At 67.1% G+C, this 26404-nt stretch carries 21 protein-coding genes and 1 pseudogene; 13 read left to right on the top strand and 9 right to left on the bottom strand.

Annotated elements, in window-relative coordinates; translation table 11 throughout:
• Positions 1–4 precede the first annotated feature (4 nt).
• From FQV39_RS20455 to FQV39_RS20445, 3 genes are all read left to right on the top strand, one after another.
• Positions 5–1084 carry a FecCD family ABC transporter permease gene (locus tag FQV39_RS20455; RefSeq protein WP_149133950.1) on the top strand — a complete coding sequence of 360 codons (1080 nt, stop codon included), beginning with the start codon at positions 5–7 and terminating at the stop codon, positions 1082–1084.
• A complete protein-coding gene (locus FQV39_RS20450; protein ID WP_149131965.1) occupies positions 1077–1901 on the top strand; it encodes a heme ABC transporter ATP-binding protein in 825 nt (274 codons plus the stop codon). Before FQV39_RS20455 ends, FQV39_RS20450 begins: the two co-directional genes overlap by 8 nt.
• 288 nt (positions 1902–2189) lie before the next feature.
• The gene (locus FQV39_RS20445; protein ID WP_149131964.1) at positions 2190–2702 is read left to right on the top strand and encodes a L,D-transpeptidase; all 513 of its coding nucleotides are present in this window, start codon (positions 2190–2192) and stop codon (positions 2700–2702) included.
• Positions 2703–2706: 4 nt separating this feature from the next.
• On the opposite strand, the gene FQV39_RS20440 is transcribed toward FQV39_RS20445, so the two are convergent.
• Positions 2707–3624 carry a 2-hydroxyacid dehydrogenase gene (locus tag FQV39_RS20440; RefSeq protein ID WP_210251120.1) on the bottom strand — a complete coding sequence of 306 codons (918 nt, stop codon included), beginning with the start codon at positions 3622–3624 and terminating at the stop codon, positions 2707–2709.
• On the opposite strand from FQV39_RS20440, the gene FQV39_RS33245 reads away from it, so the two are divergent.
• Both FQV39_RS33245 and FQV39_RS20435 read left to right on the top strand, forming a co-directional pair.
• Positions 3623–3835, top strand: a complete 213-nt coding sequence (locus tag FQV39_RS33245; RefSeq protein ID WP_187640349.1) for a hypothetical protein — start codon at positions 3623–3625, stop codon at positions 3833–3835. The genes FQV39_RS20440 and FQV39_RS33245 overlap by 2 nt on opposite strands.
• A gap of 58 nt (positions 3836–3893) precedes the next feature.
• Positions 3894–4211, top strand: coding sequence for a DUF2853 family protein (locus FQV39_RS20435; RefSeq protein WP_149131962.1), 318 nt, complete (start codon positions 3894–3896; stop codon positions 4209–4211).
• Between the two features lie 87 nt (positions 4212–4298).
• Here the strand turns inward: FQV39_RS20435 and FQV39_RS20430 are convergent, their stop codons facing one another.
• Positions 4299–5603 (bottom strand): SAM-dependent methyltransferase, encoded by a 1305-nt coding sequence (locus tag FQV39_RS20430; protein ID WP_149131961.1) that lies wholly within the window; start codon positions 5601–5603, stop codon positions 4299–4301.
• Positions 5604–5824: 221 nt separating this feature from the next.
• A complete protein-coding gene (locus tag FQV39_RS20425) occupies positions 5825–6046 on the bottom strand; it encodes a DUF1674 domain-containing protein (protein WP_149131960.1) in 222 nt (73 codons plus the stop codon).
• A 120-nt stretch (positions 6047–6166) separates the two neighbouring features.
• Between FQV39_RS20425 and htpX the strand changes: the two genes are divergently transcribed.
• The 5 genes from htpX to FQV39_RS20400 all read left to right on the top strand — a co-directional run bounded on the left by htpX (position 6167) and on the right by FQV39_RS20400 (position 13532).
• Positions 6167–7120 (top strand): zinc metalloprotease HtpX, encoded by a 954-nt coding sequence (gene htpX, locus FQV39_RS20420; protein ID WP_149131959.1) that lies wholly within the window; start codon positions 6167–6169, stop codon positions 7118–7120.
• Position 7121: 1 nt separating this feature from the next.
• Positions 7122–8483, top strand: a complete 1362-nt coding sequence (locus tag FQV39_RS20415; RefSeq protein WP_149131958.1) for an RsmB/NOP family class I SAM-dependent RNA methyltransferase — start codon at positions 7122–7124, stop codon at positions 8481–8483.
• Positions 8484–8603: 120 nt separating this feature from the next.
• Positions 8604–10331 (top strand): heparinase II/III family protein, encoded by a 1728-nt coding sequence (locus tag FQV39_RS20410; protein ID WP_248313085.1) that lies wholly within the window; start codon positions 8604–8606, stop codon positions 10329–10331.
• A 222-nt stretch (positions 10332–10553) separates the two neighbouring features.
• Positions 10554–12146, top strand: coding sequence for a bifunctional phosphoribosylaminoimidazolecarboxamide formyltransferase/IMP cyclohydrolase (gene purH, locus FQV39_RS20405; RefSeq protein WP_149131956.1), 1593 nt, complete (start codon positions 10554–10556; stop codon positions 12144–12146).
• A 207-nt stretch (positions 12147–12353) separates the two neighbouring features.
• Positions 12354–13532 carry a low temperature requirement protein A gene (locus FQV39_RS20400; RefSeq protein WP_149131955.1) on the top strand — a complete coding sequence of 393 codons (1179 nt, stop codon included), beginning with the start codon at positions 12354–12356 and terminating at the stop codon, positions 13530–13532.
• A 78-nt stretch (positions 13533–13610) separates the two neighbouring features.
• Here the strand turns inward: FQV39_RS20400 and FQV39_RS20395 are convergent, their stop codons facing one another.
• The gene (locus FQV39_RS20395) at positions 13611–14027 is read right to left on the bottom strand and encodes an organic hydroperoxide resistance protein (protein ID WP_149131954.1); all 417 of its coding nucleotides are present in this window, start codon (positions 14025–14027) and stop codon (positions 13611–13613) included.
• A gap of 309 nt (positions 14028–14336) precedes the next feature.
• On the opposite strand from FQV39_RS20395, the gene FQV39_RS20390 reads away from it, so the two are divergent.
• A complete protein-coding gene (locus tag FQV39_RS20390) occupies positions 14337–15389 on the top strand; it encodes an alpha/beta fold hydrolase (protein ID WP_149131953.1) in 1053 nt (350 codons plus the stop codon).
• A gap of 547 nt (positions 15390–15936) precedes the next feature.
• Here the strand turns inward: FQV39_RS20390 and FQV39_RS20385 are convergent.
• Positions 15937–17685, bottom strand: a complete 1749-nt coding sequence (locus tag FQV39_RS20385) for a cytochrome c biogenesis protein DipZ (protein WP_149131952.1) — start codon at positions 17683–17685, stop codon at positions 15937–15939.
• A 186-nt stretch (positions 17686–17871) separates the two neighbouring features.
• Positions 17872–18586 (bottom strand): annotated as a pseudogene (locus FQV39_RS20380) (alpha/beta fold hydrolase); the annotation flags it as partial.
• A gap of 272 nt (positions 18587–18858) precedes the next feature.
• On the opposite strand from FQV39_RS20380, the gene FQV39_RS20375 reads away from it, so the two are divergent.
• Both FQV39_RS20375 and FQV39_RS20370 read left to right on the top strand, forming a co-directional pair.
• Entirely contained in the window at positions 18859–19599 is a 741-nt protein-coding gene (locus FQV39_RS20375) for a response regulator (protein ID WP_149131951.1), read from the top strand.
• Positions 19596–20915 (top strand): sensor histidine kinase, encoded by a 1320-nt coding sequence (locus tag FQV39_RS20370; protein WP_149131950.1) that lies wholly within the window; start codon positions 19596–19598, stop codon positions 20913–20915. The genes FQV39_RS20375 and FQV39_RS20370 overlap by 4 nt, the downstream gene beginning before the upstream one ends.
• 66 nt (positions 20916–20981) lie before the next feature.
• On the opposite strand, the gene FQV39_RS20365 is transcribed toward FQV39_RS20370, so the two are convergent.
• The 3 genes from FQV39_RS20365 to FQV39_RS20355 form a co-directional block, all read right to left on the bottom strand.
• Positions 20982–24161, bottom strand: a complete 3180-nt coding sequence (locus tag FQV39_RS20365) for an efflux RND transporter permease subunit (RefSeq protein WP_149131949.1) — start codon at positions 24159–24161, stop codon at positions 20982–20984.
• Between the two features lie 75 nt (positions 24162–24236).
• Positions 24237–25436, bottom strand: a complete 1200-nt coding sequence (locus FQV39_RS20360) for an efflux RND transporter periplasmic adaptor subunit (RefSeq protein WP_149131948.1) — start codon at positions 25434–25436, stop codon at positions 24237–24239.
• Positions 25437–25487: 51 nt separating this feature from the next.
• Positions 25488–26324: an alpha/beta hydrolase fold domain-containing protein gene (locus tag FQV39_RS20355; RefSeq protein WP_149131947.1), complete on the bottom strand. Its 837-nt coding sequence runs from the start codon at positions 26322–26324 to the stop codon at positions 25488–25490.
• Positions 26325–26404: the final 80 nt, after the last annotated feature.

The following is a 26404-nucleotide window of genomic DNA, read 5'->3' as shown; positions in this document are numbered from 1 at the left end:
CGCGATGGCTTCCCGCACGCTGACGACATTGATCGCCGGTCGGCGCCGTGTCGGCCTGCTCGCCGTCGTCGGACTCGCCCTGGCCTGCCTGCTGCTCGCCATCGTCGCCATCGGCCAGGGCGCGATCTCGATTCCGCCCGGACGCGTCGCCGAAATCCTGATCGCAAAGCTGACGGGCGATGCCACGCTGCTGGAAGGACGCGACGTGCTCGTCGTGCTCAACATCCGCCTGCCGCGCGTGTTGCTCGGCCTGCTCGTCGGCGCCGGGCTCGCCGTCTCCGGCGCGCTGATGCAGGGGCTGTTCCGCAACCCGCTGGCCGACCCCGGCCTCGTCGGCGTTTCCAGCGGCGCCGCCCTGGCTGCCGCCGCGACCATCGTGCTCGGCGATCGATACCTGACGGGCGCCATGATGAAACTGCCCTTTGCCGCTCTGCCCATCGGCGCCTTCTGCGGCGGCCTCGTCTCGACGCTGGCGCTCTACGTCATCGCCACACGCGGCGGCCGGACCTCGGTCGCGACCATGCTGCTGGCTGGCGTTGCGCTCGGCGCGATGGCGAGCGCTCTGACCGGCCTGCTCGCCTTCATCTCGGACGACCGGCAGCTGCGCGACCTGACCTTCTGGTCGCTCGGCAGCCTCGGCGGCGCGAGCTGGACCAAGCTCTCGGCGGTGGCGCCGATCATCCTGCCCTTGCTCCTGCTGATGCCGCTGCTGGCGCGCGGACTGAACGGGCTGATGCTCGGCGAGGCCGAAGCCTATCACCTCGGCATTCCCGTTCAGCGCATCAAGGCCCTGGCGATCCTGCTGGTCGCGCTCGCCGTCGGCGCCAGCGTCGCCTCGGCCGGGATGATCGGCTTCGTCGGCATCGTCGTGCCGCATCTGATCCGGCTCTCCGTCGGCCCGGATCACCGGCTGCTGCTCCCGCTTTCGGCATTGGGCGGTGCGATGCTGCTGGTCGGTGCCGACATCGTCGCACGACTGATCGTCGTCCCCGCGGAGCTGCCGATCGGCATCGTCACCGCCACGATCGGCGCGCCTTTCTTCCTCTGGCTGCTGCTGCGGCGCACGAGCGCTCTCGATGTCTGAAGCGACGCCCGTCCTTTCCGCCCATGGCGTGAGTTTCGCTGCAGGCGGCCGCCGGCTCGTCGCCGACGCCAACCTGCAGCTCGCCGGCGGCACGACCACCATCCTGATCGGCCCGAACGGCGCGGGAAAATCGACGCTGCTCAAGCTCCTGACCGGCGAGGCAAAGCCCGCCAGCGGAGAGGTCCGCATCGCAGGAAAGCCGCTCGCAACGGTGCCGCACTGGCGCCTCGCCTGCCTGCGCGCCGTCATGGCCCAACATGCCCGCCTCGCCTTCCCCTTCGGCGTCTACGAGGTCGCGAGCCTCGGCGTCGACGGCGTTGGCCGGGCGCTGACGCGCCAGCGCCGCGAGGCGATCGTCGCTGACAGCCTCGCCGCCGCCGGGATGATCGAGCTCGCCGGCCGGCGCTATCAGACGCTCTCGGGCGGCGAGCAGCAGCGCGTTCAGTTCGCCCGCGTGCTCTGCCAACTCGAGGCCGGCCGCAGCGTCGCCGCGCGGCAGGTGCTCTTCCTTGACGAGCCGATCGCCAGCCTCGATCTCTGCCATCAGCTGGCCCTGCTCGACATGGCGCGCAGCATTGCCGCCCGCGGCGTCGCGGTGCTGATCGTTCTGCACGACCTCAACCTCGCCGTGACCTATGCCGACCATCTGGTGGTGATGGATCAGGGGCTGATCATCGCGCAGGGGCCGCCGGCGCGCACGCTCGACGATGCCCTGCTGCGCCAGGTCTTCAAGGTCGACCTGACACTGAGCCGTGCGCCGGCGCCGGGGCTGCCCTTCCTGCTGCCGCAGCAGCACCGTTCCCGGCCGGCGGCTTAGGGTCTGTCCTCATTATGGCTGGTGTTCTGGGGAACCACACCGTCATCCCGGGCTTGACCCGGGATCCATGCCGGAGCGCTTCCGATGAAGGTTCCGGCATGAATCCCGCCTCTGCACGGAGTTTATCCTTGGGCCGGCCCGGATGACGCGCGCTTCCACCAAAACGCAGCGTGCTCCAGAACCGGATTCACCAGCGCTTCATCCTGAATCCCGCTTCACCATATCGCTCAACCCATGTTTCATGACTGAGGACTAAACCCCGTCCACGTCCGAACGGGAGTTTCGACCATGGCCAGACATGCTGCTGCCATCAGCCTCGCTGCAGCCCTGCTGCTGTCGGGCCTGACCAGCGCCGAAGCACGCGACGTCATCGGGCTGCGCGATGACCGCTTCGAGCCCGGCACCATCATCATCCGCACCGGCGAACGGAAGCTCTATTTCGTCGTCTCCCCCGGCGAGGCGATCCGCTACACCATCGCGGTCGGCAAGGCCGGCAAGCAGTGGCGCGGCGTCAAATATGTCGAGGAGATGCAGGTCGACCCGGCCTGGGCTCCGCCGGCCGAGGTCAAGCGCGACAATCCCCGCCTGCCCGACGTCATCCCCGGCGGCTCGCCACGCAACCCGATGGGCGCGCGCGTCATCGGCCTCGGCCCCGGCGGCCAATACGCCATCCACGGCACGAACATGCCGAGCACGATCGGCACCGCCGCCTCCTATGGCTGCTTCCGCATGCACAACCAGGACGTGATCGACCTCTACGCCCGCGTCCAGATGGGCACACCGGTGGTCGTCATGCCCTGATTTTTCAGAGCGGCACCGGCGAAACCAGTGGCTCGCCTGCGAAGAAGGCCCGCAGATTGCCGAGCATGACCTCCTGTTGCGCGGACTGGGCCGATTCCGACGCGGCCGCGATGTGCGGCGTCAGCACGACGTTGTCCAGTGCCTTCAGCCTGTCGGAGACATGCGGCTCGTTCTCGTAGACATCGAGTCCTGCGCCAGCGATCGTGCCCGTCTCCAGCGCCGCGCACAGCGCGTCCTCGTCGACCGCGATACCGCGCGAGATGTTGACCAGATGCCCGCGCGGCCCCAGCGCCTTCAGCACGGCGGCGTCGACGGCATGGCGATTCTCCGCGCTGGCTCGGGCCGAGACGACGAGGACATCCGCCCAGTCGGCGAGGCCGAGCAAGCTGTCATGATAGAGATAGGGCACATCCGCGCGCCGGCTGCGGTTGTGATAGCCGATCTCCATGTCGAAGGCCGCGGCGCGCTTCGCGATCCGGCTGCCGATTGCGCCGAGCCCGTAGATGCCGAGCCTGCGCCCCGCCAGCCCCGGCACCGAAGCCATGCGCTGGACGGAATTGCCCTGCCAGCGCCCGGCCCGGACAAAGCGATCGCCCTGCGGGATCTGCCGCGCCGTGGCGAGCAGCAGCCCCATGGCGAATTCAGCCACGCCAGTGGCATTGGCTTCCCCGGCATTGGCGAGTGCGATGCCGCGCGCCTTCGCATGGACGCGGTCGACGCCTTCGATGCCGGTGCCGTAGCAGCAGATCAGCCTGAGCTTCGGCACCGCGTCGATGAGCGCGGCGTCGGTGCTGAGGCTTCCCATGGTGAGCAGCGCCTCTGCCTGCTCCGCGCCCGGCGGCAAAGCTTCCGGCGTCGAGCGCTCCATCGGCCCCAGCAGCGTGAAATTCTCCCTAAGCCGCGCAACCAGGGCCTCCGGCATGCGTGGCACCATCAATATCGTCGGCTTCATCGGGTTGCTCCAGCGGATGCTGCATCGCAGCACCACGCCTCCCGACGCTCAACCCTCATCGGCGAATGCTCTGCCATCTGCTCGACGCATTCCGGGCTTCGACGAAAGACGGCATCGAACCATTCCAAAAGCCAACAATACCGCGCGTTTCCCCCTCGCCGCCCGGAAAAAACCGCGTTAACCTCCGCTCGCGACACGCAACCACCCGTGCCTCCCACGGGTCAGGAAGGGGCTACCCGATGGATCACCTCGCCGACGTGAAGAAGTTCGCCAAGAAGCCGCTGAACGAAGCTGCATTCGCCGGGATGTCGAAGTCCTATGCGCTCGTGATGAGCAAGCCCGACACGCGCTATGTCGCCTGCTCCGACCCGGCCGAGATCGACCGCGTCCGCGAGAACTTCCTTAAGAAGAAACTCGGCCTGAAGTCCGGTGATCTCGACGGCTCGATCAAGGCGATCTGCGAGCATATGAAGGCGGACCGGACCAAATCCCGCCTGACCTTCTACTATCTGCTGGCCGAACACCACGGAAAGCTCGACCTCTTCATCAAGAAGTAGGTCACGGCCCGGCCTTCGCCGGGCGATTCTATTTTCAGATGCAAGGATGAAGACCGCGGCCGGCGGCTAAGCCGGCCGTCAAGTCGCTCAGTCGCGATAGAGATCCACGCGCGTCAGCGGCAGGCCGGACGGCCCCTTGCGCCGCTTCGAAACCAGCGTCTGGTTGATCAGCGCACCGCCGCGTTCAAAGGCGAGCGAGCAGCCGGCGAGATAGAGCAGCCACATCCGCGTCCGCTCCGGGCCGATCTCGGCCTCGGCCTTGGCCTTGTTCGCATCGAGCCGCTCCCACCACAGCCGTGTCGTGCGCTGGTAGTGCTCGCGCCAGCCCTCGACGTCATGCACCTCGAAGCCGTGGCGCTCGAGGTTGGCGATCGACATGCCCAGATGGTCGAGCTCCCCGCCGGGGAAGATGTAGCGCACCAGAGCGCGGTATTCCGCCGGCATCTTGTTGAAGGCCTTCTCGGTCTTCTTGGCCCGGCGCGAGATGGTGTGGTGCAAATAGAGTCCGCGCGGGCGCAGCAGCCGGTTCACCGCCTGGAAATAGGACGGGTGGTTGCGGATGCCGACATGCTCGAACATGCCGATCGAGGAGATCTTGTCGAACTCCCCTTCCATCTGCGTGAAATCCTTGAGGTGGAGGGTCACCTTGCCCTGAAGCCCGAGCTTCTCGACCTTCTCGCGCGCCAGGGCGAGCTGTTCCTCCGCCAGCGTCACGCCATGGGCCTCGACGCCGTAGTAGCGGGCGGCATGGCAGACGAGCGCGCCCCAGCCGCAGCCGATGTCGAGGAAGCGGTCGCCTGGTCTCAGGCGCAGCTTCCGGCAGATCATGTCGAGCTTGTCGCGCTGGGCGCGGCCAAGATCCCCATGGTCCTCGGTGAAATAGGCGCAGGTGTAGACCATCTCCTCATCGAGGAAGAGCCGGTAGAAATCGTTCGAGACGTCGTAATGATAGGCGATATTGGCCTTGTTGGTGGCCGGTGCGCCGTCACGCGCGATCTCGTCGCCCTTGCGGTGGCTGACCGCCTCTTCCGCCTTGCCGGGCGCGAAGAGAAAGCGGCGCACGACATCGAAGACCGCGCCCTTCGGGATGTTGCGCGCCAGCCGGCCAACCTTGCCGTCGGGTCGCGCGGCCGCGAGATCGAAGATCGAGCCGTTCTGGATCGAGATGCGGTCGGTGATATGCAGGTTGAGCAGCGTGTCCAGCTTGGGCTTGCGGATCAGCGCGGCCGGGACACCGGCATCGGCGATGGCGATGGCGAGCCCGTCGGAGGGCCAGGAGGCAGGCACGGAGCTGCCGTCCCAGAGCCGGAAGCCGAGCTTCAGGCCGAGCTTGTCATGCGCCTCGCTCAGAAGGCGGCGCAGGGCCGCGAGGCGCTTGTCGTTGCTGTCCATCACCGAAAATCCGCTGCTATCAGGCTGCTGTTTGGACGCAACGCCGCAAATTGGCAATGTTTCACGCTGCGCGTGGTCACGGCCTTTCAAGAAGGTTCCCGTCATTCCGGACAAGCCGCGTCAGCGGCGCCGATCCGGAATCCATCGAAGGGCACCATCGCTCTACGATGGATTCCGGGTCTCCCTTCGGTCGCCCGGAATGACGGCGTACTTGGCAAGCCTCAGAAATCGCTGGCGATGCCTTTCACTTCCCAGTCGTTGTAGCGCGCGGGTTCGAGGCCGCCGCGCCCGTTGAGTTCGCGCTGTTTGGCGATCTCGGCTGCATGAGCATCGATCGCGGCGCGCCGGGCGGCCGCCTCGGCCAGAGCCCGTTGCGCCGCCGGTGAAAGCACCTTCGGCTCCGCTGCGACTGCCGGCACGTCCTCATCGGCTTTGTCGGGCATTTCGGCTCGTTTCCTTGCGCGTTCTCTTGCAGGATCGGGTTGGCTCCCACCACATAGGGCACGAACCCGGCCTTCGCGAGGGCTTTCCGCCCCCGTATTGCCGCCGATGAAGGGGAATCGATGAACTACGTTCGCACCGGCATGTTGATGGCAGGCCTGACCGCGCTGTTCGGCGCCGTCGGCTATCTGCTCGGCGGCGGCGGCGGCATGCTGATGGCCCTCGGCTTCGCCGCCGTGACCAATCTTTTCAGCTATTGGAACTCCGATCGGCTGGCACTCGCCGCCCATAATGCTCAGGAGGTCGACGCGGCGACCGCGCCCGAGCTCTACGGCATGGTGCGCGACCTCGCTGCGCGGGCGAACATGCCGATGCCGCGCGTCTACCTGATCCATGAGGACCAGCCCAATGCCTTCGCCACCGGACGAAACCCGCAAAACGCGGCCGTGGCGGCAACGACAGGCATCCTGCGCACGCTGAGCTATGAGGAGCTGGCCGGCGTGATGGCGCACGAGCTCGCGCACATCAAGAACCACGACACGCTGACCATGACGATCACCGCGACTTTCGCGGGCGCGATTTCCTCGCTCGTCACCTTCGGCATGTTCTTCGGCTCGCGCGACAACCGCCCGAACTTCATCGTCCAGATCCTGCTCTCGATCCTCGCGCCGATGGCCGCCGCCCTGATCCAGATGGCGATCTCGCGCTCGCGCGAATACGAGGCCGACAAGCTCGGCGGGCAGATCTGCGGCAACCCGATCTGGCTCGCCGATGCGCTGGCCAAGATCGCAGCGGGCGTCCAGCACATTCCCAACGAGACAGCCGAGGCCAAGCCTGCTACGGCGCATATGTTCATCATCAATCCCTTGACTGGCGGCGGCATGGATAATCTGTTTTCGACCCATCCCGACACCGGCAACCGCATCGCCGCGCTGATGGAGCAGGCCCGCGCCATGGGCATCGGCACCAGCGCCGCCGGGGCGGGCTTCGCCGCCCAGGCCGGCAACCGCCCTTGGGGCCAAGCCGGCGGCAGCCCCTGGGACAACCCGCCGCACCAACCGGGCCCTTGGGGCTGAGATGGCTGGTCAGACCCCATCGAGCCGTCGCCCTCAGGCTCCGGCCCCGAAGCGCGACAATGCTCCGGGCCTGGGCGCGCGCCGCCTCGCCGCCGAAATCATCGACGAGGTGCTGCGCGCCCGCACCGCGCTCGACGAGACACTCGAACGGCTGCTGCCGGATTCAGGCCTCGATGCCGCCGATGCCGGGCTCGCCCGCGCCATCGCCGTCACCGCTTTCCGCCGGCTCGGCACGATCCAGCACGCCATCGATGAGCGCCTCGACCGCGGCAGCCCGCGCCATTCCGGCCCGTTCGAGCCGATCCTGACCGCTGCGGCAGCACAGATCTTGTTCCTCGACGTACCCGACCATGCCGCCGTCGACCTCGCGATCCGGCATCTGCATGAGGATGCGCGCTCGGCCCGCTATGCCGCACTTGGCAACGCCGTGCTGCGCCGGCTCGTGCGCGAGCGCGACCAGGTGCTGGCGGAGACCGCGGCCGACCCCTTCCGCGATACGCCCGACTGGCTCGCCGAAAGCTGGAACGAGACCTATGGTGCGGACGCCGCCGCTGCGATCGCAGCGAGCCACCGCGAGGAGCCGCCCCTCGACATCACCGTCAAGGCCGACTCCGCCCGCTGGGCCGAGGCGCTCGACGGCATCGCTCTGCCGACCGGCTCGGTCCGGCTGCGCGAGCGGCAGGCCATTGCCGGACTGCCCGGCTTCGATGAGGGCGAGTGGTGGGTTCAGGATGCTGCCGCCGCCCTGCCGGTGAAACTGCTGGCGCCGCAATCTGGCGAACGTATCGCCGATCTCTGCGCCGCTCCAGGCGGCAAGACCGCCCAGATCGCAGCCGCTGGCGCTGATGTGACGGCACTGGACCGCTCCGCACCGCGCCTGCGCCGCCTGAAAACCAATCTCGCCCGCCTTGGCCTGACGGCGGATGTCGTCACAGCCGATGCCGCGGGCTGGAAGGCCGAGCCCTTCGACGCCGTCCTGCTCGACGCGCCCTGCAGTGCAACCGGTACGATCCGCCGCCACCCCGACGTCGCCTGGACCAAGCTGCCGGAGGATCGCGACCGGCTTGCTAGCCTGCAGGCGCGCCTGCTCGACGCAGCGGCCGCACTGACGAAACCCGGCGGGCGCCTGATCTATTGCACCTGCTCGCTCGAAGCCGAGGAGGGCGAGGCGCAGATCGTCGCCTTCCTCGCCCGTCATCCCCAGTTTCGTCGCAAGCCTGTCGAGGCGGCCGAAATCGGCGGTTTGACGGAAGCGATCGACGCAAATGGTGATATCCGGACCCTGCCGCATCAGTTGAAGGGCGAATCCCCGCGCCTCTCCGGATGGGCGGGATTTTACGCAAGCCGCCTGATCAGGCTATGACGGAGCAGGGATTCGCGCGCTGGGACGGCGCGGCTTCTCTGGCATGATCCGCGCGGTTTCGAGCCGCGCCCGGGGACGGAGCATACGGGGGTTTTGAACGGCTGGTCTGAGCGACGGGGATTGGCCCAGGCCGCGATCGGACGGGCGGCACGGCGAACCCGTGGCCAGTTCATTGGCGCAACGCGCAAGCTCTGGCCCTTTGGGCGCAGCACCCCGACACGCCTCCTTTTCGCGCCGCATGACCTGCGCACCGCCGATCCGACGACCGCCGGCGATTTCTACGCCGGTTACTACAGCTTCGCCGGCCGCACCCTGCGCAGTCACGGCGAATCGCCCTTCGATGTCGAGCCGCCGAGCGAAGCCTGGGCCGAGGCCCTCTACGGTTTCGGTTGGCTGCGCCACATGCGCGCCGCCGCTACCGCGATCGCCCGCGCCAATGCCCGCAGCCTCGTCGAGGATTTCATCGCCAAGCGCCGGGATCGGCATGACATTGCCCGCCGCCCGGCCGTGGCCGCCCGCCGACTGATCTCCTTCCTCTCCCACTCGCCCCTCCTGCTGGAAGGCGCCGATCACGTCTTCTACGAGCGCTTCCTGCGCCATGTCGCACGCCTGGCCGATCGGCTGAGCCTCGCGCTCGCCGGCGCTGTGGAAGGGGTCGACCGGCTGAACGCCCTGATCGCCGTCACCCTCGCCGGGATCTGCCTCGACGGGCAGGACGCCCGCCGCCGCCGCGCCGAGACGATGCTCTCCGACGAGTTGGATGAACAGATCCTGCCCGATGGCGGCCATCTCTCGCGCAATCCGCGCCTGCTCGTCGAACTCCTGCTTGACCTGCTGCCGCTGCGGGAGACGTTCGCGGCGCGCGGGCTCGAGCCGCCGCGCGGCGTACTGACCGCGATCGAGCGGATGATGCCGCATCTGCGCCTCTTCCGGCACGGCGACGGTTCGCTTGCCCTGTTCAACGGCATGGGCACGACCGCCCCGGACCTGATGGCGACGCTCGCGGCCTATGACGACGCGCGCGGCCGCCCGACCGAGCATGCCGCCTATTCCGGCTATAGCCGCCTCGCCGCCGGGCGCAGCGTCGTCGTCGCCGATGCCGGCGCACCGCCGCCCGGCGCCTATTCGATCGAGGCCCATGCCGGATGTCTCGCCTTCGAATTCTCCAGCGGCGCGCAGCGCATCATCGTCAATTGCGGCGCCAGCCGCTTCGGCCCGCCGGAACTGCGGCTCGCGGCACGCAGCACCGCCGCCCACTCCGCCCTCGTCCTCGACGATCGCTCCAGCGCGAATTTCGGCATGGTGCTCGGCGAATTGCGGATCGTATCCGGGCCGCGCGATGTCCGCGTCGCGCGCCAGGACGGCGCCGACGGCCCCGAATGGGTCGCGAGCCATGACGGCTACCGCCGCAGCCTCGGCGCGGTCCATACCCGCCGCCTCCTGCTTGCCCAGGACGGCGCCACGCTTTCGGGCGAGGACGAGGTCGCGCTGAGCGGAGTACGCGAGGCGCTGCCGGCCGCGGCCCGCTTTCATCTTCACCCCAATGTCCGCGCCAGCCTCGTCCGCGAGGGCCGCGGCGCGCTGCTGGCGCTCGCTTCCGGCGAGGTCTGGAGCTTCGAGGCCGGCGGGCTGCCGATCGTGATCGAAGAGAGCATCTTCCTCGCCGCTTCGGACGGACGACGGCGCACCGAGCAGCTCGTCGTCGCCTTCGATGCTGCCGCCGCGCCGCGGATCACCTGGCGCCTCACCCGGATCAGCACCGCCAACCCGCGCGCCGGCAAGACGGTGGCCGAGGTGCTGGCGGAACGGCAGGGAATCCTGGCCGAACCCGACACAGCCTCGGACTGAAGCAAAAGAACCGTCATTGCGAGAAGCAAAGCGACGAAGCAATCCACTGAAGCGTTCCACCCGGTCCCCCTGGATTGCTTCGCTACGCTCGCAATGACGATTCAGCCCGAATGAAAACGCACTCATGCGTGACGATTCTGCGACGCTGAACTTTGCCTTTCGCGGCGCAGCATGATAGCCCGCGCGCAACTGCCTTTTTGCCATCAAAGCCGGACAATTCCGATGCCGAGTGAACTTCGCCGCGTCGAACGCGCTCTCCTTTCCGTTTCCGACAAGACGGGGCTGATTGACTTCGCGCGCGCCCTCCACAAGCTCGGCATCGCGCTGGTCTCGACCGGCGGCACGGCGAAGGCGATCGCCGAAGCCGGCCTGCCGGTCAGCGACGTCTCCGATCTCACCGGCTTCCCCGAGATGATGGACGGCCGGGTCAAGACGCTGCATCCGAAGGTCCATGGCGGTCTGCTCGCCATCCGCTCTCACCCGGAGCACCAGGCCTCGATGCTCGGCCACGGCATCCAGCCGATCGACCTGCTCGTCGTGAACCTCTACCCCTTCGAGGCGACGGTCGCGGCCGGCCGGTCCTATGACGACTGCATCGAGAACATCGACATCGGCGGCCCGGCGATGATCCGCGCAGCGGCCAAGAACCATCACGATGTCGCCGTCGTGGTCGAGCCCGCGGACTATCCTTCCGTCCTCGCCGATCTCGAGGCGCAGAAGGGCGCGACCACGCTGACGCTGCGCCGCAAGCTCGCGCAGAAGGCCTATGCCCGCACCGCGGCTTATGACGCCGCGATCTCGAACTGGTTCGCCAATGAGCTCGGCGACACTGCGCCTGCTTTCCGCGCGCTCGGCGGCGCGCTCGCCGAAACGATGCGTTATGGCGAGAACCCGCATCAATGGGCCGCCTTCTACCGCACCCCGGAGAACCGTCCAGGCGTCTCGACCGCCCGGCAGGTCCAGGGCAAGCAGCTCTCCTACAACAACATCAACGACACCGACGCCGCCTTCGAATGCGTCGCCGAGTTCGATCCTGCCGCTTCGGCCGCCTGCGTCATCGTCAAGCACGCCAACCCCTGCGGCGTCGCGGCCGGCGGCTCGCTGCTCGAAGCCTATGAGCGTGCGCTCGTCTGCGACCCGGTCTCGGCTTTCGGCGGCATCGTCGCGCTCAACCGGACGCTCGACGCCGCCGCGGCAAAGAAGATCGTCGAGATCTTCACCGAGGTCATCATCGCGCCGGATGCCGATGAGGAGGCGATCGCGATGATCGCCGCCAAGAAGAACCTGCGCCTGCTGCTCACCGGCGGCCTGCCGGATGTCCGCGCGCCCGGACTTGCGCTCCGCACCGTCGCCGGCGGCTTCCTCGCCCAGTCGCGCGACAACGCCGTCGTCGACGACATGGAGCTCAAGGTCGTGACCAAGCGCCAGCCGAGCGAGCGCGAGCTTGCCGATCTGCGTTTCGCCTTCCGCGTCGCCAAGCACGTCAAGTCGAACGCTATCGTCTACGCCAGGGACCTCGCCACGGTCGGCATCGGCGCCGGCCAGATGAGCCGTGTCGATTCCTCGCGCATCGCCGCCTGGAAAGCGGCCGAGGCAGCGAAGACTGCGGGCCTGCCGGAAAGCCTCGCCAAGGGCTCGGTCGTCGCCTCCGACGCCTTCTTCCCCTTCGCCGACGGCCTGCTCGCGGCGGCGGAAGCCGGCGCCACCGCGGTGATCCAGCCAGGCGGCTCGATGCGCGACGACGAGGTCATCAAGGCCGCCGACGAGGCCGGCCTCGCCATGGTCTTCACCGGACACCGCCACTTCCGCCATTGACGCGGGCGCAGGCCGCGGGACAGGCTGGTTTCAAGCCGAAGCCTTCCGGAACCTCGCATTGTCATCCCGGGCGACCGTAGGGAGACCCGGGATCCATGCCTGAACCTTGACCGGGAAGCGCTCCGGCATGGATCCCGGATCGGCGCCGCTGGCGCGGCTTGTCCGGGATGACGGCGAGCGTGGGATCGAAGCTGAGCGAGGCATGAGATGACGCGAAGCGCCAAGCCCGGCGCGCTGCTCAGGGAGCGCGTCGAACACCAGCATGCGAGGGTCAGCTATGTCGAGCTGTTCTTCGATCTGGTTTTCGTCTTCGCCATCACCCAGATCTCGCACACGCTGCTCGAGCATTTCAGCGGGCTCGGGCTGGCGCAGGCCGCCTTCCTGCTCGGCGCCGTCTGGTGGGTCTGGATCTATACGAGCTGGGTGACGAACTGGCTCGACCCCGAGCAGGCGCCGGTCAGGCTCATGCTGTTCGTGCTGATGCTGTTCGGCCTCATCATGTCCTGCTCGGTGCCAGGGGCGTTCGGCTCAAGCGGCCTCGCTTTTGCCGGCGCCTATGTTGCGATCCAGCTCGGGCGCTCGCTCTTCACCACGGCGAGCCTGAAGGACGCCTCTCCGACGAACTATCGCAATTTCCAGCGCATCACGATCTGGCTCTCGGTCTCCGCCCTGTTCTGGATCGCGGGCGGGCTGAGCGAAGGCAATCTGCGCTTTGGACTCTGGATCATCGCACTCGGCATCGAATATGCTGGACCGGCGCTGGGTTTCCATGTGATCGGGCTCGGCCGTTCGATGACGACCGACTGGGACGTCGAGGGTGGCCATCTTGCCGAGCGTTGCGCGCTCTTCATCATCATTGCACTGGGTGAATCGATCCTGATCACCGGCGCCACCGCAGCCAAGCTGCCGGTGACCGGCGTCAACCTGACGGCGTTCCTGAATTCCTTCGTCAGCTCGGTCGCGATGTGGTGGATCTATTTCCATATCGGCGCCGAACGCGGCAGCCACGTCATTGCCCACGCCTCCGACCCCGGCCGGATCGCGCGCATCGCCTATACCTATCTGCATGTGCTGCTGGTCGCAGGCATCATCCTGGTAGCGGTCGGCGACGAGTTGGTGATCGCCCATGCGCTCGGCCACACCGACGCGAAGACGGCCATCGCCGTCGTGGCCGGGCCTGCCTTCTACCTGCTCGGCAATCTGCTGTTCAAACGGGTGACGGGCGGCTGGTATCCGCTCTCCCACCTCGTCGGACTGGGCCTGCTCGCCCTGCTCGTGCCCGCCTGGACGGTGCTGCCGCCACTCGGCTTCAGCCTGACGGCGACTGCGATCCTGATCCTCGTCGCGGCCTGGGAGGCGATCTCGCTGCGGCCCAACGAGATTTGAGCCCACGCGCGATCAACGGCATGAGATCGCCGAGCGGCTGCGAGGCCAGCCTTCGGCTGGCCTCGTCGCGCTCGACGGTCAGGCGACCCTCAGCTCGACATTGATGTTGCCTCGTGTGGCCTTGGAATAGGGGCAAGTCTGGTGCGCCTCCTCCACGAGTTCGCGTGCCAGTTCCGGAGCGAGGCCGGGCAGGCTGACGTTCAGGCGTGCCTGCAGGAAATAGGCGCCATCGGTCGTGCCAAGATCGACCTCCGCATCAACAGCGAGATCGGCCGGCAGGGCGACCTTGCGCTTGCCCGCGGCGAGGCCGATCGCGCCGATGAAGCAGGCTGACCAGCCGGCGGCGAAGAGCTGCTCGGGATTGGTGCCTGCGCCCGCGCTACCGGGAGGCGACAGCTTGATGTCGAGCCGGCTGTCCGAGCTGCGCGAGGCGCCATCGCGCCCGCCGGTGGTGCGGGTCTTGCCGGTATAGAGAACCTTCTCGATCCTGGTCATGGAACGCTCCATCTGATGCCGCTCCTGTCGGCGGCTGGCGATGGGGGTTTCTCAGGCCGACATGTCCGGTTTGTTTTGCAGATCGAGCCAATCTGCAAGGAAACGTCGGCATTCGGCGCTGCGATACATTGCGATACGATGATCCTCCGGCAGCGCTCGCCGGCCGCCACGGACGGCGGGGGATTGTATCCGTTCGTATCAGAGACGCCCGATCCTACGCAGGCTTGCAAATCCGATGCGGGCCGACATAGCGCAGATACAGCGGACAGGCTCACTCCCCCTGCCATCCACACAAGCAGGAACAGAACCATGTCGGAACAGGTCGACCAGCCCCGCCGCAGCTTCCTGAGTACCTTGGCGCTGGGCGCCGCCTTCGCGCAGTTCGGTGCGATGAATGGCGCCAGCGCCCAGCCCCGCTCGCCCTCCCCGGCTTCGCCGGCGGCCGCCGGAGCCGGCCAGAACACTGCCTTTGCCGCGCTGAAGCAGATCAACGCTGGCGTTCTCGACGTCGGCTATGCCGAGGACGGCCCGGCAGATGGCCCGCCGGTGCTGCTGCTGCATGGCTGGCCCTACGACATCCATAGCTATGTCGATGTTGCTCCGATCCTCGCCAAGGCCGGATACCGGGTGATAGTGCCCCATCTGCGCGGCTACGGCTCCACCCGCTTCCTCTCCGCCGAGACCCCGCGCAACGGCCAGCAGGCGGCGCTGGCGACCGACATCATCGCCTTCATGGACGCCCTGAAGATCGAGAAGGCGGTGATCGCCGCCTATGACTGGGGCGCGCGGACCGCCGACATCCTCGCTGCGCTCTGGCCCGAGCGCTGCAAGGCGCTGGTCTCGGTCAGCGGCTACCTCATCGGTAGCCAGGAATTGAACAAGGCGCCTCTGCCGCCCAAGGCCGAGCTGCAGTGGTGGTATCAGTACTACTTCGCCACCGAGCGGGGCGCAGCCGGCTATGCCAAGTACACCCATGACTTCGCCCGGCTGATCTGGGAGCTCGCCTCGCCGCAGTGGAAGTTCGACGACGCGACCTTCGCGCGCTCGGCCGCGGCCTTCGACAATCCCGACCATGTCGCGATCTCCATCCACAACTACCGCTGGCGGCTTGGCCTGGTGCAGGGCGAACCGCAGTTCGACGCGCTGGAACAGAAGCTCGCCAGCTTCCCGAGCATCGGCGTGCCAACCATCACCATCGAAGGCGATGCCAACGGCGCCCCACATCCGGAGCCGGCCGCTTATGCCAAGCGCTTCACTGGCAAATATGAGCACCGGCTGTTCAAGGGCGGCATCGGCCACAACCCGCCGCAGGAAGCGCCGCAGGAGTTTGCCCGGGCGGTGATCGACGCCGACAAGCTCTGAGGACACGTACAGGAAGGCGTTGAGCGCCTCCCGCTTCCGTCCTTAGTTCGATCTCTCTTGTGAAAGCGGCCCTCTCAGGGGCCGCTTTTCGTTTAGAGCCTGCTGATTTTCTGCGGAAACACGCCGTCATCCCGGGCTTGACCCGGGATCCATGCCAGGGCGCTTCTGATCAAGGTTCCGGCATGGATCCCGGCTCTGCGCGGAGTTTATCCTTGGGCCGATCGAAGATCGGACCCGAGGGCTTCGGCCGGGATGACGCGCGCTTCCATCGAAACAACAGCAGGCTCTAGGCGATCACGACCCGGCGGCTTCGCAGCTGTGTGAAAGCGAGGCCGGCGAGGCAATTGAGGAATACGGCCCGGCCGGGTGGAAGCTGGGGTGCGGTTCAATTTGCCGAACGTAACGTTTGCCCATCGCGACGAGCCGTTTTGCGGGCGTGCTGTCTGAAGCAAACCCGGTGCATTGAAAAAGCCCATGGGTGCGAAGCACGCTCATGGGCTTCCTGACGAAGACCCCGCCTTGCAGACGGGGCCTTTGTTTTCGGCGCTCAGCCGAAGGTGAAGGCGTAGGCTTCCACGCCTGGATCAAGGAAGCGGATCTCGAAGAGACGCTCCCTGACATCGCCGGCCTGACGGACCAGCTGATAGAGCCGCGTTTCCGAGACCGTGCCATTGCCCTCCGCGTCGATGTCGGCGCCGTGGTCAACGCCCGGTGCGGCGCCGTCGATCGTGACCCTGAACCGTACCGGCTTGCCGCCCGATCCGGGCCCGAGCACCAGATGCAGGTCCCGTGCGCTGAAGCGGTAGACGATGCCACCGCCCGCGCGTTCGAGGCTGGCGCTTTCCCCGGCAATCGTCCAGTTGCCGGTGAGGCCCCACTGGTTGAGCCTCAGCTTGCGGACGCTGTAATCCTGCGGCCGGTCGTTCGCGACGCCCTCAGGCGAAGCGAAGCCCGCAGCCTTCAGATAGCCCAGATAGCTTTCACCCGAACGGATATTGCCGAGATCCGCCGGAGCCTGAACTCCCGGCGCCTGCGGGGTCACGAGTTCCGCCTGGGCCTTGCGATGGCCGGCGGCTTCGGCGAGGAGGTCCTGAATGACCCGCTCCGAACGGGCCTCACCACCTTCCCCGAACTGGCTGTAGCGGACCCGGCCCTGCGCATCGACGAAGTAAAGCGCCGGCCAGTAGCTATTGCGGAAGGCGCGCCAGATCCGGAAATCATTGTCGACCGCGACGGGATGGACGAGGCCGAAGCGGGCGATCGCCTGCCGGATGTTCTCGACCTTCTTCTCGAAGGCGAATTCCGGGGTGTGGACGCCGACCACGACCAGCCCCTGGTCCTTGTACTTCTCCGCCCAGGCGCGGACATAAGGCAGGGTGCGGATGCAGTTGATGCAGGAATAGGTCCAGAAATTGACCAGCACGACCTTGCCGCGGAGCTGCTCGGCATTCAGCGGGCCGGAGTTGAGCCAGCCGGTCGCGCCGGCTAAGCCGGGGGCCGCGCCGTAATCCGGCAGGTTGCTGCGATAGGGCTGAGGAGCATTCTCGGCCGTGCGGGGCTGTCCGGCCTCGGCGGGACGCGGGCCGAGCCCGTTCAGCAGGCTCTGCTCGATGCCGACCGTGCCGGCGAAGGAGAGCCTGGTCAGGAAGCCGGTATCGAGACCGAAGCCGATCGCCAGCACGCTCGCCAGAACCGCGACGCCGACGCCCTGCCGAACGCGCTCGCCGAGTCCGAGCGAACGTTTCATCGCGGCAACGACTTGTCCGCCGGCCCGGAGGGCCAGAGCGAGGGATGTCGCCGCGCCGGCGGCATAGGCCGTGAGGAGCAGAGCCGTTTCGGCCGAAGCTCCGTGCAGCGCGGCGCCGGTCAGCACGAGGCCCAGGATCGGGCCTGCGCAGGGCGCCCAAAGCAAGCCCGTCGCGATGCCCAGCAGAAGCGAGCCGCCAACGGAGCGCGTGTCGCCTTCGCTATTCCCGGAAAGCCGCTCGCCGAGCGCGACGATGGGGCGCGTGAAGATCGCCGCCGCGCGCGGCGAGACGAGCGTGGCACCGAAGAGAGCAAGCAGCGCAAGCGCCGCATAGCGCCCGATCTCATTCGCCTGCACCGCCCAGCTTCCGCCGATGGCGGCGAGGCTGGCGACGGCCGCAAAGGTCAGCGCCATGCCGGTCAGCATCGGCAGGGCACTGCGGATGAAGGGCTGGTCGGCGCGGGAGAAGACGAAGGGCAGGATCGGAAGGATGCAGGGGCTGAGGATCGTCAGCACGCCGGCGAGATAGGAGATGACGAACAGGGTCATGGCTGGTCCTCTTCAGGGCGGCGGAGACGCTTCGTTCAAGGCCTCCGCCGGATGCGCCAGCACTCAACGCCCGTGACGTATCTCCCGTGTTTTCCCGAAGGGCCGATCTGTATCGCTCTGTATCGAAGGTGCCGGGCGGGCGATCGCGAACACCTGCCCGGCACAGTGCGGCAAACGGGAGACGGCCTTCGCCGCCTCAGCGATCAGCTCTGCCACTTCGGCGGACTTCGAGGCGTAGACCGCATGGCTCGCCGCGACCTCCCGCACGGTGCTACCCGCACGCTTGGCCATCTCGCGTTCGAGCCCGGGATTGATCGAGCGGTCGTCACTCGCGACCAGCGCCCAGCTCGGCTTGCTCTTCCAGGCCGGCTCCCCGGCTTCGGCCGTGAAGACCGCCCGCGGCGAAGACCTGCGAGCGCGCAAGGAATGCAGCTTCCGCCTTCGGAAGATCGGCCGCAAAGGCTCCGGCGAAGCGCTTCGGATCGAGATAGAGATAACTGTCCTGCGTGGCCTTGATCGCATCCGGCGGTGCATTTGGAACCGGCTTGCTGCCGGCGAGCTTCGCCAGGCTTTCGCCCTTCTCTGGCTGGAACGCCGCGACATAGACCAAACCGGCGACCTTGGCGTCGTTGCCGGCATCGCTGATGACCATGCCGCCATAGCTGTGCCCGACCAGAATCGCCGGGCCATTCTGCAGCGCCAGAACGCGCTTGGTCGCGGCCACGTCGTCCTGGAGCGAGGTCAGCGGCTCCTGCACGATGGTGACGTTGTAGCCCCTTGCGGCCAGCCGCTCAGAGACCTTGCGCCAGCCGGAGCCGTCCGCGAAGGCGCCGTGGACGATGACAATGTTGCGGATGGCCGCGGCTTCCACGGCCGAACATGTGGCGGCGATCGGCAGCATGAGCCCGCCGATGACGGCCGAGATGAGACCCTTGCGCATTGAAGCTTCCTTCCTGCTCGTTGGAGGACGATTGATGCAGGCAGACCGAACAGGGCGGCTGCGTGCTCACAGGCACCCTGCCCAAAGAAAGAAAGGGCTGCGACGGGATTATTGTCCGCGCCGGTATCGGACCGGACAGCCGATACACGCGCTTACAATTCTCCCGCAGAAGGCCCGAGCAAACCGCCAAGGCTCTGCTATTTCTACCACCACGGAAGCGGAAAGCCTTGCTGATGGACCACATCGACCACGTGCTTGTCGTCGACGACGACCGGGAGATCCGGGATCTCGTCTCGAGCTATCTGAAGAAGAACGGGCTACGCGTGACGACCGCCGCGGACGGGCGACAGATGCGCGCCTTCCTCGATGCCGACCGAGTCGATCTCATCGTCCTCGACCTGATGATGCCGGGTGACGACGGGCTGGTGCTCTGCCGCGAATTGCGCGCAGGCAGGCACAAGACGACACCGATCCTGATGCTGACCGCGCGTAGCGACGATACCGACCGGATCGTCGGGCTGGAGATGGGCGCCGACGACTATCTGGCGAAGCCCTTCGTCGCGCGCGAGCTGCTGGCGCGGATCAAGGCCATTCTGCGCCGCACGCGCATGCTGCCGCCCAATCTGCAGGTGACCGAGGCCGGCCAGCTCATCGCCTTCGGCGACTGGCATCTCGACACCACCGCGCGTCATCTGCTCGACAAGGAGGGCACCGCGATAGCGCTGAGCGGTGCGGAATACCGCCTGCTGCGCGTCTTCCTCGACCACCCGCAGCGCGTGCTCTCTCGCGACCAGCTCCTCAACCTCACCCAGGGCCGCGAGGCGGAGCTGTTCGACCGCTCGATCGACCTGCTCGTCAGCCGCGTGCGGCAGCGCCTGCGCGACGATGCGCGCGAGCCCGCCTACATCAAGACCGTGCGCAGCGAGGGCTATGTCCTCGCCATGCCGGTCGAGATCGTCACGGCGCGGCAATGAGCGCCGTCAGCCGCATCGGTGGCTTCCTGCACTTGCCGCGCACGCTGCGCTGGCGGCTCTTCCTCATCCTCTTCGCTGGCCTCGCCGTCGCGCATGCCCTGTCGTTCAGCATGCAGTTCTACGAACGCACCATGAGCGCCAAGGCAACGATGTACACGACGCTGGAGAACGACGTCGCGACCTCGATCGCCCTGCTCGATCGGCTGCCGCCTGAAGAGCGTCCGCAATGGCTCGGCCTCTTGGCGCGACGCACCTATCGCTATGAGCTCGGCCCCGGGCTGCCCGGCGTCCCCGAGTTGAGCCAGCGCGCCGCGGAGGTCGCCGAGACCATCAACGTCGCCGCCGGCAAGCGCTTCCCGGTCAGCGTCCAGAGCATTCCCGGCGAGCGTGAGCATCTTCAGGCCCATGTCACATTGAGCGACGGCTCGCCGGTGACGATCGACGTGCGGCCGGCGCTGATGCCGCTCGCCACCTGGCTGCCCTATATGCTCGTCGCCCAGCTCTTCCTGCTCGTGCTCTGCACCTGGTTTGCGGTCCGGCTGGCGATCAGGCCGCTGCTGCTGTTGGCCAATGCTGCCGAAGCGCTCGACCCCAATCGCAAGACAGAGCGGCTCGACGAGCGCGGGCCGGCCGAGGTCGCCTATGCGGCGACGGCCTTCAATGCGATGCGGGACCGGATCGCGCATTACCTGCAAGAGCGGGTTCAGATCCTCGCCGCGATCTCGCATGACCTCCAGACGCCGATCACGCGCATGAAGCTGCGCGCCGAGATGGCGGAGGACGGGCCGGAGAAGGACAAGCTGGTCAACGACCTCTCCGAGATCGAGCGGCTCGTGCGCGAAGGCGTCGCCTATGCGAAGAGTGCCCATGGCGATGCCGAGAAGCCGGCGCGCATCGATCTCGGCTCCTTCGTCGAGAGCATCGCCTTCGACTATCAGGACACCGGCAAGGCTGTGACGATGCCGAGCGCGACCGACGCCGTCGTGGTGACGCGCCCGCATGCCCTGCGGCGCATCCTGACCAACCTGATCGACAACGCCTTGAAATTCGCAGGGGCAGCGGAAATCCAGCTCGAGAAGATGCCGGACGGAAAGTTGAAGATCCTCGTCCTTGATCGCGGCCCCGGCATTCCCGCCGATCAGCTCGATGCGGTCCTGCAGCCCTTCTACCGGCTCGAACAATCCCGCAATCGCGATACTGGCGGCACCGGCCTCGGCCTCGCCATCGCCCAGCAGCTCGCCGCGGCGATCGGCGGAAAACTGACGCTGGCCAACCGCCCAGGCGGCGGCCTGATCGCCGAAGTGACGCTGAGCTGAACCCCGAAACTAAAAGACCCGGCGCGCAGAACCTGCGCGCCGGATATGGCAAGCGGGTTCGCCTCGTCACTCCGCAGCTTGCAGGACCGGCGTCTCGATGTCGTGCCGCACGAGCGGACGGTTTCCCGCCAGCTTGCGCATCAGGACGTAGAAGACCGGCGTCAGGAAGATGCCGAAGGCGGTGACGCCGATCATGCCGGCAAAGACCGCGATACCCATCGCCTGGCGCATCTCAGCACCCGCGCCCGTCGAGGTGACCAGCGGCACCACGCCCATGATGAAGGCGAGCGAGGTCATCAGGATCGGCCGCAGGCGCAGGCGACTCGCCTCGATCGCGGCCTCGACCGGCGTCCTGCCCTCGAATTCGAGCTCGCGCGCGAATTCGACGATCAGGATGGCGTTCTTCGCCGATAGTCCCACCAGCACGACGAGGCCGATCTGGGTGAAGACGTTGTTGTCTCCCCCTGAGAGCCAGACGCCGGTCAGCGCCGCGAGCAGGCCCATCGGGATGATCAGCAGGATCGCAATGGGCAGGGTCAAGCTCTCGTATTGAGCCGCCAGCACGAGAAAGACGAGCAGGATCGCGACGGGGAAGACGATCACCGCCGAATTGCCCGCCAGGATTTCCTGATAGGTCAGTTCCGTCCATTCGAAGGCAAAGCCCTTGGGCAGGGTCTCGTCGGCGATGCGCTGCACGGCGGCCTGCGCCTGGCCGGAGGAGAAGCCCGGCGCCGCGCCGGCATTGATGTCGGCCGAGAGGAAGCCGTTATAGCGCATGGCGCGTTCAGGACCGGAGTCGGAGCGCACGTTCAGCACCGCGCTGAGCGGGATCATCTCGCCCGCATTCGAGCGCACCTTGAGTTGGCCGATATGCTCCGGCAAAGCCCGGAAGGGCGCGTCGGCCTGGACGCGCACGGTGTAGGTGCGGCCGAAGCGGTTGAAGTCGTTGACATAGGTCGAGCCGAGATAGGTCTGTAGCGTGTCGAACACCTCGGTGACGGGCACGCCGAGCTGGCGGGCCTTGGTGCGGTCGATATCGGCATAGAGCTGCGGCACGTTGACCTGGAAGCTCGAGAACATACCCGCGATCTCCGGCGCCTGCACGGCCTTGGCCATGAAGGCCTTGGTCGCCTCGTCGAGCGCGGCATAGCCGAGGCCGGCGCGATCCTCGATCTGCAGCTTGAAGCCGCCGATAGTGCCGAGCCCCTGCACCGGCGGCGGCGGGAACATCGCGATGAAGGCCTCCTTGATGCCGGCGAACTCCTTGTTGAGCTGCATCGCGATGGCGTTGCCGCTCAAGGACGGGTCCTTGCGCTGGTCGAAGGGCTTCAGGCCGACGAAGACGATGCCGGAATTGGAGGAGTTGGTGAAACCGTTGATCGAGAGGCCAGGGAAGGAGATGGCGTTCTCGACGCCCGGATGCTTCAGCGCGATCTCGTCCATGCGGCGGATCACGTCCTCCGTCCGGTCGAGCGTCGCGGCATCGGGAAGCTGCGCGAAGCCGACGAGGTATTGCTTGTCCTGGCCAGGCACGAAACCGCTCGGCACCGCCTTGAACAACACGCCGGTCAAGCCGAGCAGCACGACATAGACCGCGAGCATGATCGCGCGATGCGAGATCACCCGGCGCACGCCGTCGCCATAGGCCTCGGACGAGCGGTGGAAGAAGCGGTTGAAGGCGCGAAAGAACCAGCCGAACACCCGGTTCATGAAGCGGGTCAACGCGTCCTTGGGGGCGTGGTGGCCCTTCAGCAGCAGGGCGGCCAAGGCCGGAGACAAGGTCAGCGAGTTGATCGCCGAGATCACCGTCGAGATCGCGATGGTCAGTGCGAACTGGCGGTAGAACTGCCCGGTCAGGCCCGAGATGAAGGCGAGCGGCACGAAGACGGCGACCAGCACCAGCGCGATCGCGATGATCGGGCCGGAAACCTCGCGCATCGCCTTGTAGGTGGCTTCGCGCGGCGAGAGCCCGTTCTCGATATTGCGCTCGACATTCTCGACCACGACGATCGCGTCGTCGACGACGATGCCGATCGCCAGCACCAACCCGAACAGGCTGAGCGCATTGATCGAGAAGCCCATGACATACATCACCGCAAAGGTGCCGACGATCGAGATCGGGACGGCGACGAGCGGGATGATCGAGGCCCGCCAGGTCTGCAGGAAGACGATGACGACGAGCACGACGAGCGCGACCGCTTCCAGCAGCGTCGAGATGACCGCCTTGATCGAGGCGCGCACGAACTGGGTGGTGTCGTAGACGATCGAATAATCCACGCCCTCGGGCATGTTCTGCTTGATCTCGCGCATCACCTCCTGCACGCGGTCGGCAATGGCGATGGCGTTCGAGCCCGGCGCCTGGAAGACCGGGACGGCGACGGCCGACTTGCCGTTGAGCAGCGAGCGCAGCGCGTATTCGGCCGCGCCCAGCTCGATCCGGGCGATGTCACGCAGCCGCACGACTGCGCCATCAGTGCCGGTCTTGACGATGATATCGCCGAACTGCTCCTCGTTCTGCAGGCGGCCCTGGGCATTGACCGAGAGCTGGAGATCGAGGCCCGGCGCATTCGGCGAGGCGCCGATCACGCCAGCCGCGGCCTGGACGTTCTGGGCGCGGATCTCACGGACGACATCGCCGGGCGAGAGACCGTGCTCGGCGACCTTCTGCGGGTCGAGCCAGACGCGCATGGAGTAGTCGCCCGAGCCGAAGAGCTGGACCTGGCCGACGCCGTCGATCCGGGCCAGCCGGTCCTTGACGTTCATCACGGCGTAGTTGCGCAGATAGGTCATGTCGTAGCGGCCATTCGGCGAGGTGATGTGCACCACCATCGTCAGATCGGGCGAGCTCTTGACCGTGGTGATGCCGAGCCGGCGCACCTCCTCGGGCAGGCGCGGCTCAGCCTGGCTGACGCGGTTCTGCACGAGCTGCTGCGCCTTGTCCGGATCGGTGCCGAGCCGGAAGGTGACGTTCAGCGTCATCAGACCGTCGGTCGTCGCCTGGCTCGACATGTAGAGCATGCCCTCGACGCCATTGATCTGCTCCTCGATCGGCGTTGCCACCGTCTCGGCGATCACGCGCGGGCTGGCGCCGGGATATTGCGCCCGCACAACCACGGTCGGCGGGACGACCTCCGGATATTCGGAGATCGGCAGGGCCCTGATCGACAGCAGCCCGGCCAGGAAGATCAGAACGGAGAGGACCGCCGCGAAGATCGGCCGGTCGATGAAGAACTTGGAGAGGTTCATGGGTCGCCCCCTTTCGAGCGGCTTATGCTTACGGCTGCAGGCCCGGTTCGCGGCGCCTGCAGCCGGTCATTGACTTCAGCGTTGTGCGAGTTCGGTCGCGGGCCTCTTCAGCTCGCTCTTCTCGGCCATGGGGACCGGCTGCGGCGCGACGACGGCACCCGGCCGGACGCGCTGCAGCCCGTTGACGATGATGCGCTCGCCGGGCTTCAGCCCGGCATTGACCACGCGTAAGCCCTCATGGGACGCGCCGAGCGAAACCTCGCGCCAGGCGGCCTTGCCGTCATCGCCGACGACGAAGACGAATTTCTTGTTCTGGTCTGTGCCGACGGCGCGCTCGTTGATGACGAGCTGCGGTTCGGCCTTGGCCTGCCCGAGCTGCACCCGCACGAACTGGCCGGGCATCAGCCGCCCGTCGGGATTGTCGAGCAGGGCGCGCACCCGCACCGTGCCGCTGGCACCGTCGATGCCGTTGTCGACGAAATGCAGCCGGCCGCTGAACTGCGCCGCCTCGGTCGTCGCCGTGGTCAGCCTGACCGGGATTTGCTCCAGCGCGCGCGAGCCTTGAGGCAGCGAGGCCAGCGCGTCGAGCACGCTGCGCTCGTCGGCGTTGAAGGCGGCATAGATCGGATCGACGGAGAGCAACGAGGTCAGTACCTGGCCGCCGGCCGCGATCAGATTGCCGACGGTGACGTCGAGCCGTCCGATCCGGCCGCTGATCGGTGCGCGGATCTGGGTGTAATCCAGATTGAGCTGCGCCGTACGGCGGGCGGCTTCTGCCGAACGCAGATTCGCCTGCGCTTCGCGCAAGGCGTTGACGCGGGTGTCGAGGTCGCGCTGCGAGAGGTTGCGGGTGGCGATGAGCTGCTGGCCGCGCTCATGCTCGCTTTCGGAGAGTGCGACACGCGCCTGGGCGGCGAGTACCTGTGCCTGGGCGCGCTCCAGATCGGCGAGATAGGGCGCCTGATCGATGCTGACGAGCAGGTCGCCCTGCTTCACCAGATTGCCCTCGCGGAAATGCACGGCCTCGACGACGCCGGATACGCGCGAGCGCAGCTCGACGCGCTCGATGGCCTCGAGCCGGCCGGAGAACTCGGCCCACGGCACGACGTCCCGCGCCTCCACGGTCGCGACGGAAACCGGCACGGCGGGGGCAGGCGCGGGGGTGGTGTCGCCCTGCGCGCGGCTGCCAGAGAGTGCAAAAGCGACGATGGCAGCCAGTGTGACAGAAGCGGTAAGGCCAGCCAAAAGGCCGCGACGGTTCGTTCCCTGAATCATAGGGGTCGGTCCTTCCTTGAAAATGATGGGGGATGATCGGAAAGGGGCGCGCTAGGAGGGTGCGGTTCGCTCGTAGAAGGCGGCGATCTCGCCGCAGGTTTTGCAGAGACAGGAGCCTTCATTCGCCGCGTCCGCATAGGCCTGCGGCCAGCGCGTCGGCGCGGGGAACTCGACATGGCGGGCAGCGACACCCGACTGTCCGAGGCGAGCAGCATATTGCGCCGCCTCGTCGCGCATCGGGTCATCTTCCGCGCTGATCAGCAGCGCCGGCGGCAGGCCGGAGAGGCGCGTCGCCTGCAACGGCGCCGCATAGGGATGGGCCGCGCGCTCGGGCGTACCGAGGTAATCGGCCCAGCCATCGGCCCAGCGGCAGCCGACCGGCCCGGCTTGAGCGCCGCGTAGCGATGCCGTGCCGAGGCAGGCATCGAGCATCGGCGAAAGCAGGATCTGGCCCGCCAGCGCCGGGCCGCCGCGATCGCGCGCCATCATAGCCAGCGCCGCTGCGAGATTGCCGCCCGCCTCCTCGCCGGCGACGTAGATCGGCGCCTTGCGCGTCGCCCAGCGCGTGCGCCCCCTGGCAAGAGCCTCGAGCGCTCCATAGATGCGTTCGAGCGTCTCGGGGAAACGCTGGACCGGCGCGAGCGGATAGGAGAGCGAGAACACGACCGCACCGGCCTCGGTCAGGGCGGTGGCAACGGCCTGCCCCTCGGCGGGCGAGCCGCTGTTGAAGTGGCCGCCGTGGAGATGCAGCACGAGGCCGGCATCGTCCGGAACCTCCGCGGGAACATAGAGCCGGCCCGAGAAGCTCTCTCCACGGACGCTCAGACTCTCCTCCCGCCAGAAGACGGAGAGGACCGGTTGCAGCTTCTGCGCGGCGATCGCGGGCATGGCTCACCCTCGCTGTTGCGTTGCAGCACGAATTAGTGAATCGCCACTTCGGAATAAATAAGCTATCAGCTCATTCATTA

This window comes from Bosea sp. F3-2, assembly GCF_008253865.1.
Lineage (GTDB): Bacteria > Pseudomonadota > Alphaproteobacteria > Rhizobiales > Beijerinckiaceae > Allobosea.
This window is presented reverse-complemented; position numbering and strand designations above follow the sequence as displayed.

What these genes read in the sequence shown, in the direction of transcription:
- FQV39_RS20455 (WP_149133950.1), top strand. Translation starts at nt 5, where the DNA reads ATGGCTTCCCGCACGCTGACGACATTGATCGCCGGTCGGCGCCGTGTC.
- FQV39_RS20450 (WP_149131965.1), top strand. Translation starts at nt 1,077, where the DNA reads ATGTCTGAAGCGACGCCCGTCCTTTCCGCCCATGGCGTGAGTTTCGCT.
- FQV39_RS20445 (WP_149131964.1), top strand. Translation starts at nt 2,190, where the DNA reads ATGGCCAGACATGCTGCTGCCATCAGCCTCGCTGCAGCCCTGCTGCTG.
- FQV39_RS33245 (WP_187640349.1), top strand. Translation starts at nt 3,623, where the DNA reads ATGCGTGGCACCATCAATATCGTCGGCTTCATCGGGTTGCTCCAGCGG.
- FQV39_RS20440 (WP_210251120.1), bottom strand. Translation starts at nt 3,624, where the DNA reads ATGCCGGAGGCCCTGGTTGCGCGGCTTAGGGAGAATTTCACGCTGCTG.
- FQV39_RS20435 (WP_149131962.1), top strand. Translation starts at nt 3,894, where the DNA reads ATGGATCACCTCGCCGACGTGAAGAAGTTCGCCAAGAAGCCGCTGAAC.
- FQV39_RS20430 (WP_149131961.1), bottom strand. Translation starts at nt 5,603, where the DNA reads ATGGACAGCAACGACAAGCGCCTCGCGGCCCTGCGCCGCCTTCTGAGC.
- FQV39_RS20425 (WP_149131960.1), bottom strand. Translation starts at nt 6,046, where the DNA reads ATGCCCGACAAAGCCGATGAGGACGTGCCGGCAGTCGCAGCGGAGCCG.
- htpX (WP_149131959.1), top strand. Translation starts at nt 6,167, where the DNA reads ATGAACTACGTTCGCACCGGCATGTTGATGGCAGGCCTGACCGCGCTG.
- FQV39_RS20415 (WP_149131958.1), top strand. Translation starts at nt 7,122, where the DNA reads ATGGCTGGTCAGACCCCATCGAGCCGTCGCCCTCAGGCTCCGGCCCCG.
- purH (WP_149131956.1), top strand. Translation starts at nt 10,554, where the DNA reads ATGCCGAGTGAACTTCGCCGCGTCGAACGCGCTCTCCTTTCCGTTTCC.
- FQV39_RS20400 (WP_149131955.1), top strand. Translation starts at nt 12,354, where the DNA reads ATGACGCGAAGCGCCAAGCCCGGCGCGCTGCTCAGGGAGCGCGTCGAA.
- FQV39_RS20395 (WP_149131954.1), bottom strand. Translation starts at nt 14,027, where the DNA reads ATGACCAGGATCGAGAAGGTTCTCTATACCGGCAAGACCCGCACCACC.
- FQV39_RS20390 (WP_149131953.1), top strand. Translation starts at nt 14,337, where the DNA reads ATGTCGGAACAGGTCGACCAGCCCCGCCGCAGCTTCCTGAGTACCTTG.
- FQV39_RS20385 (WP_149131952.1), bottom strand. Translation starts at nt 17,685, where the DNA reads ATGACCCTGTTCGTCATCTCCTATCTCGCCGGCGTGCTGACGATCCTC.
- FQV39_RS20375 (WP_149131951.1), top strand. Translation starts at nt 18,859, where the DNA reads ATGGACCACATCGACCACGTGCTTGTCGTCGACGACGACCGGGAGATC.
- FQV39_RS20370 (WP_149131950.1), top strand. Translation starts at nt 19,596, where the DNA reads ATGAGCGCCGTCAGCCGCATCGGTGGCTTCCTGCACTTGCCGCGCACG.
- FQV39_RS20365 (WP_149131949.1), bottom strand. Translation starts at nt 24,161, where the DNA reads ATGAACCTCTCCAAGTTCTTCATCGACCGGCCGATCTTCGCGGCGGTC.
- FQV39_RS20360 (WP_149131948.1), bottom strand. Translation starts at nt 25,436, where the DNA reads ATGATTCAGGGAACGAACCGTCGCGGCCTTTTGGCTGGCCTTACCGCT.
- FQV39_RS20355 (WP_149131947.1), bottom strand. Translation starts at nt 26,324, where the DNA reads ATGCCCGCGATCGCCGCGCAGAAGCTGCAACCGGTCCTCTCCGTCTTC.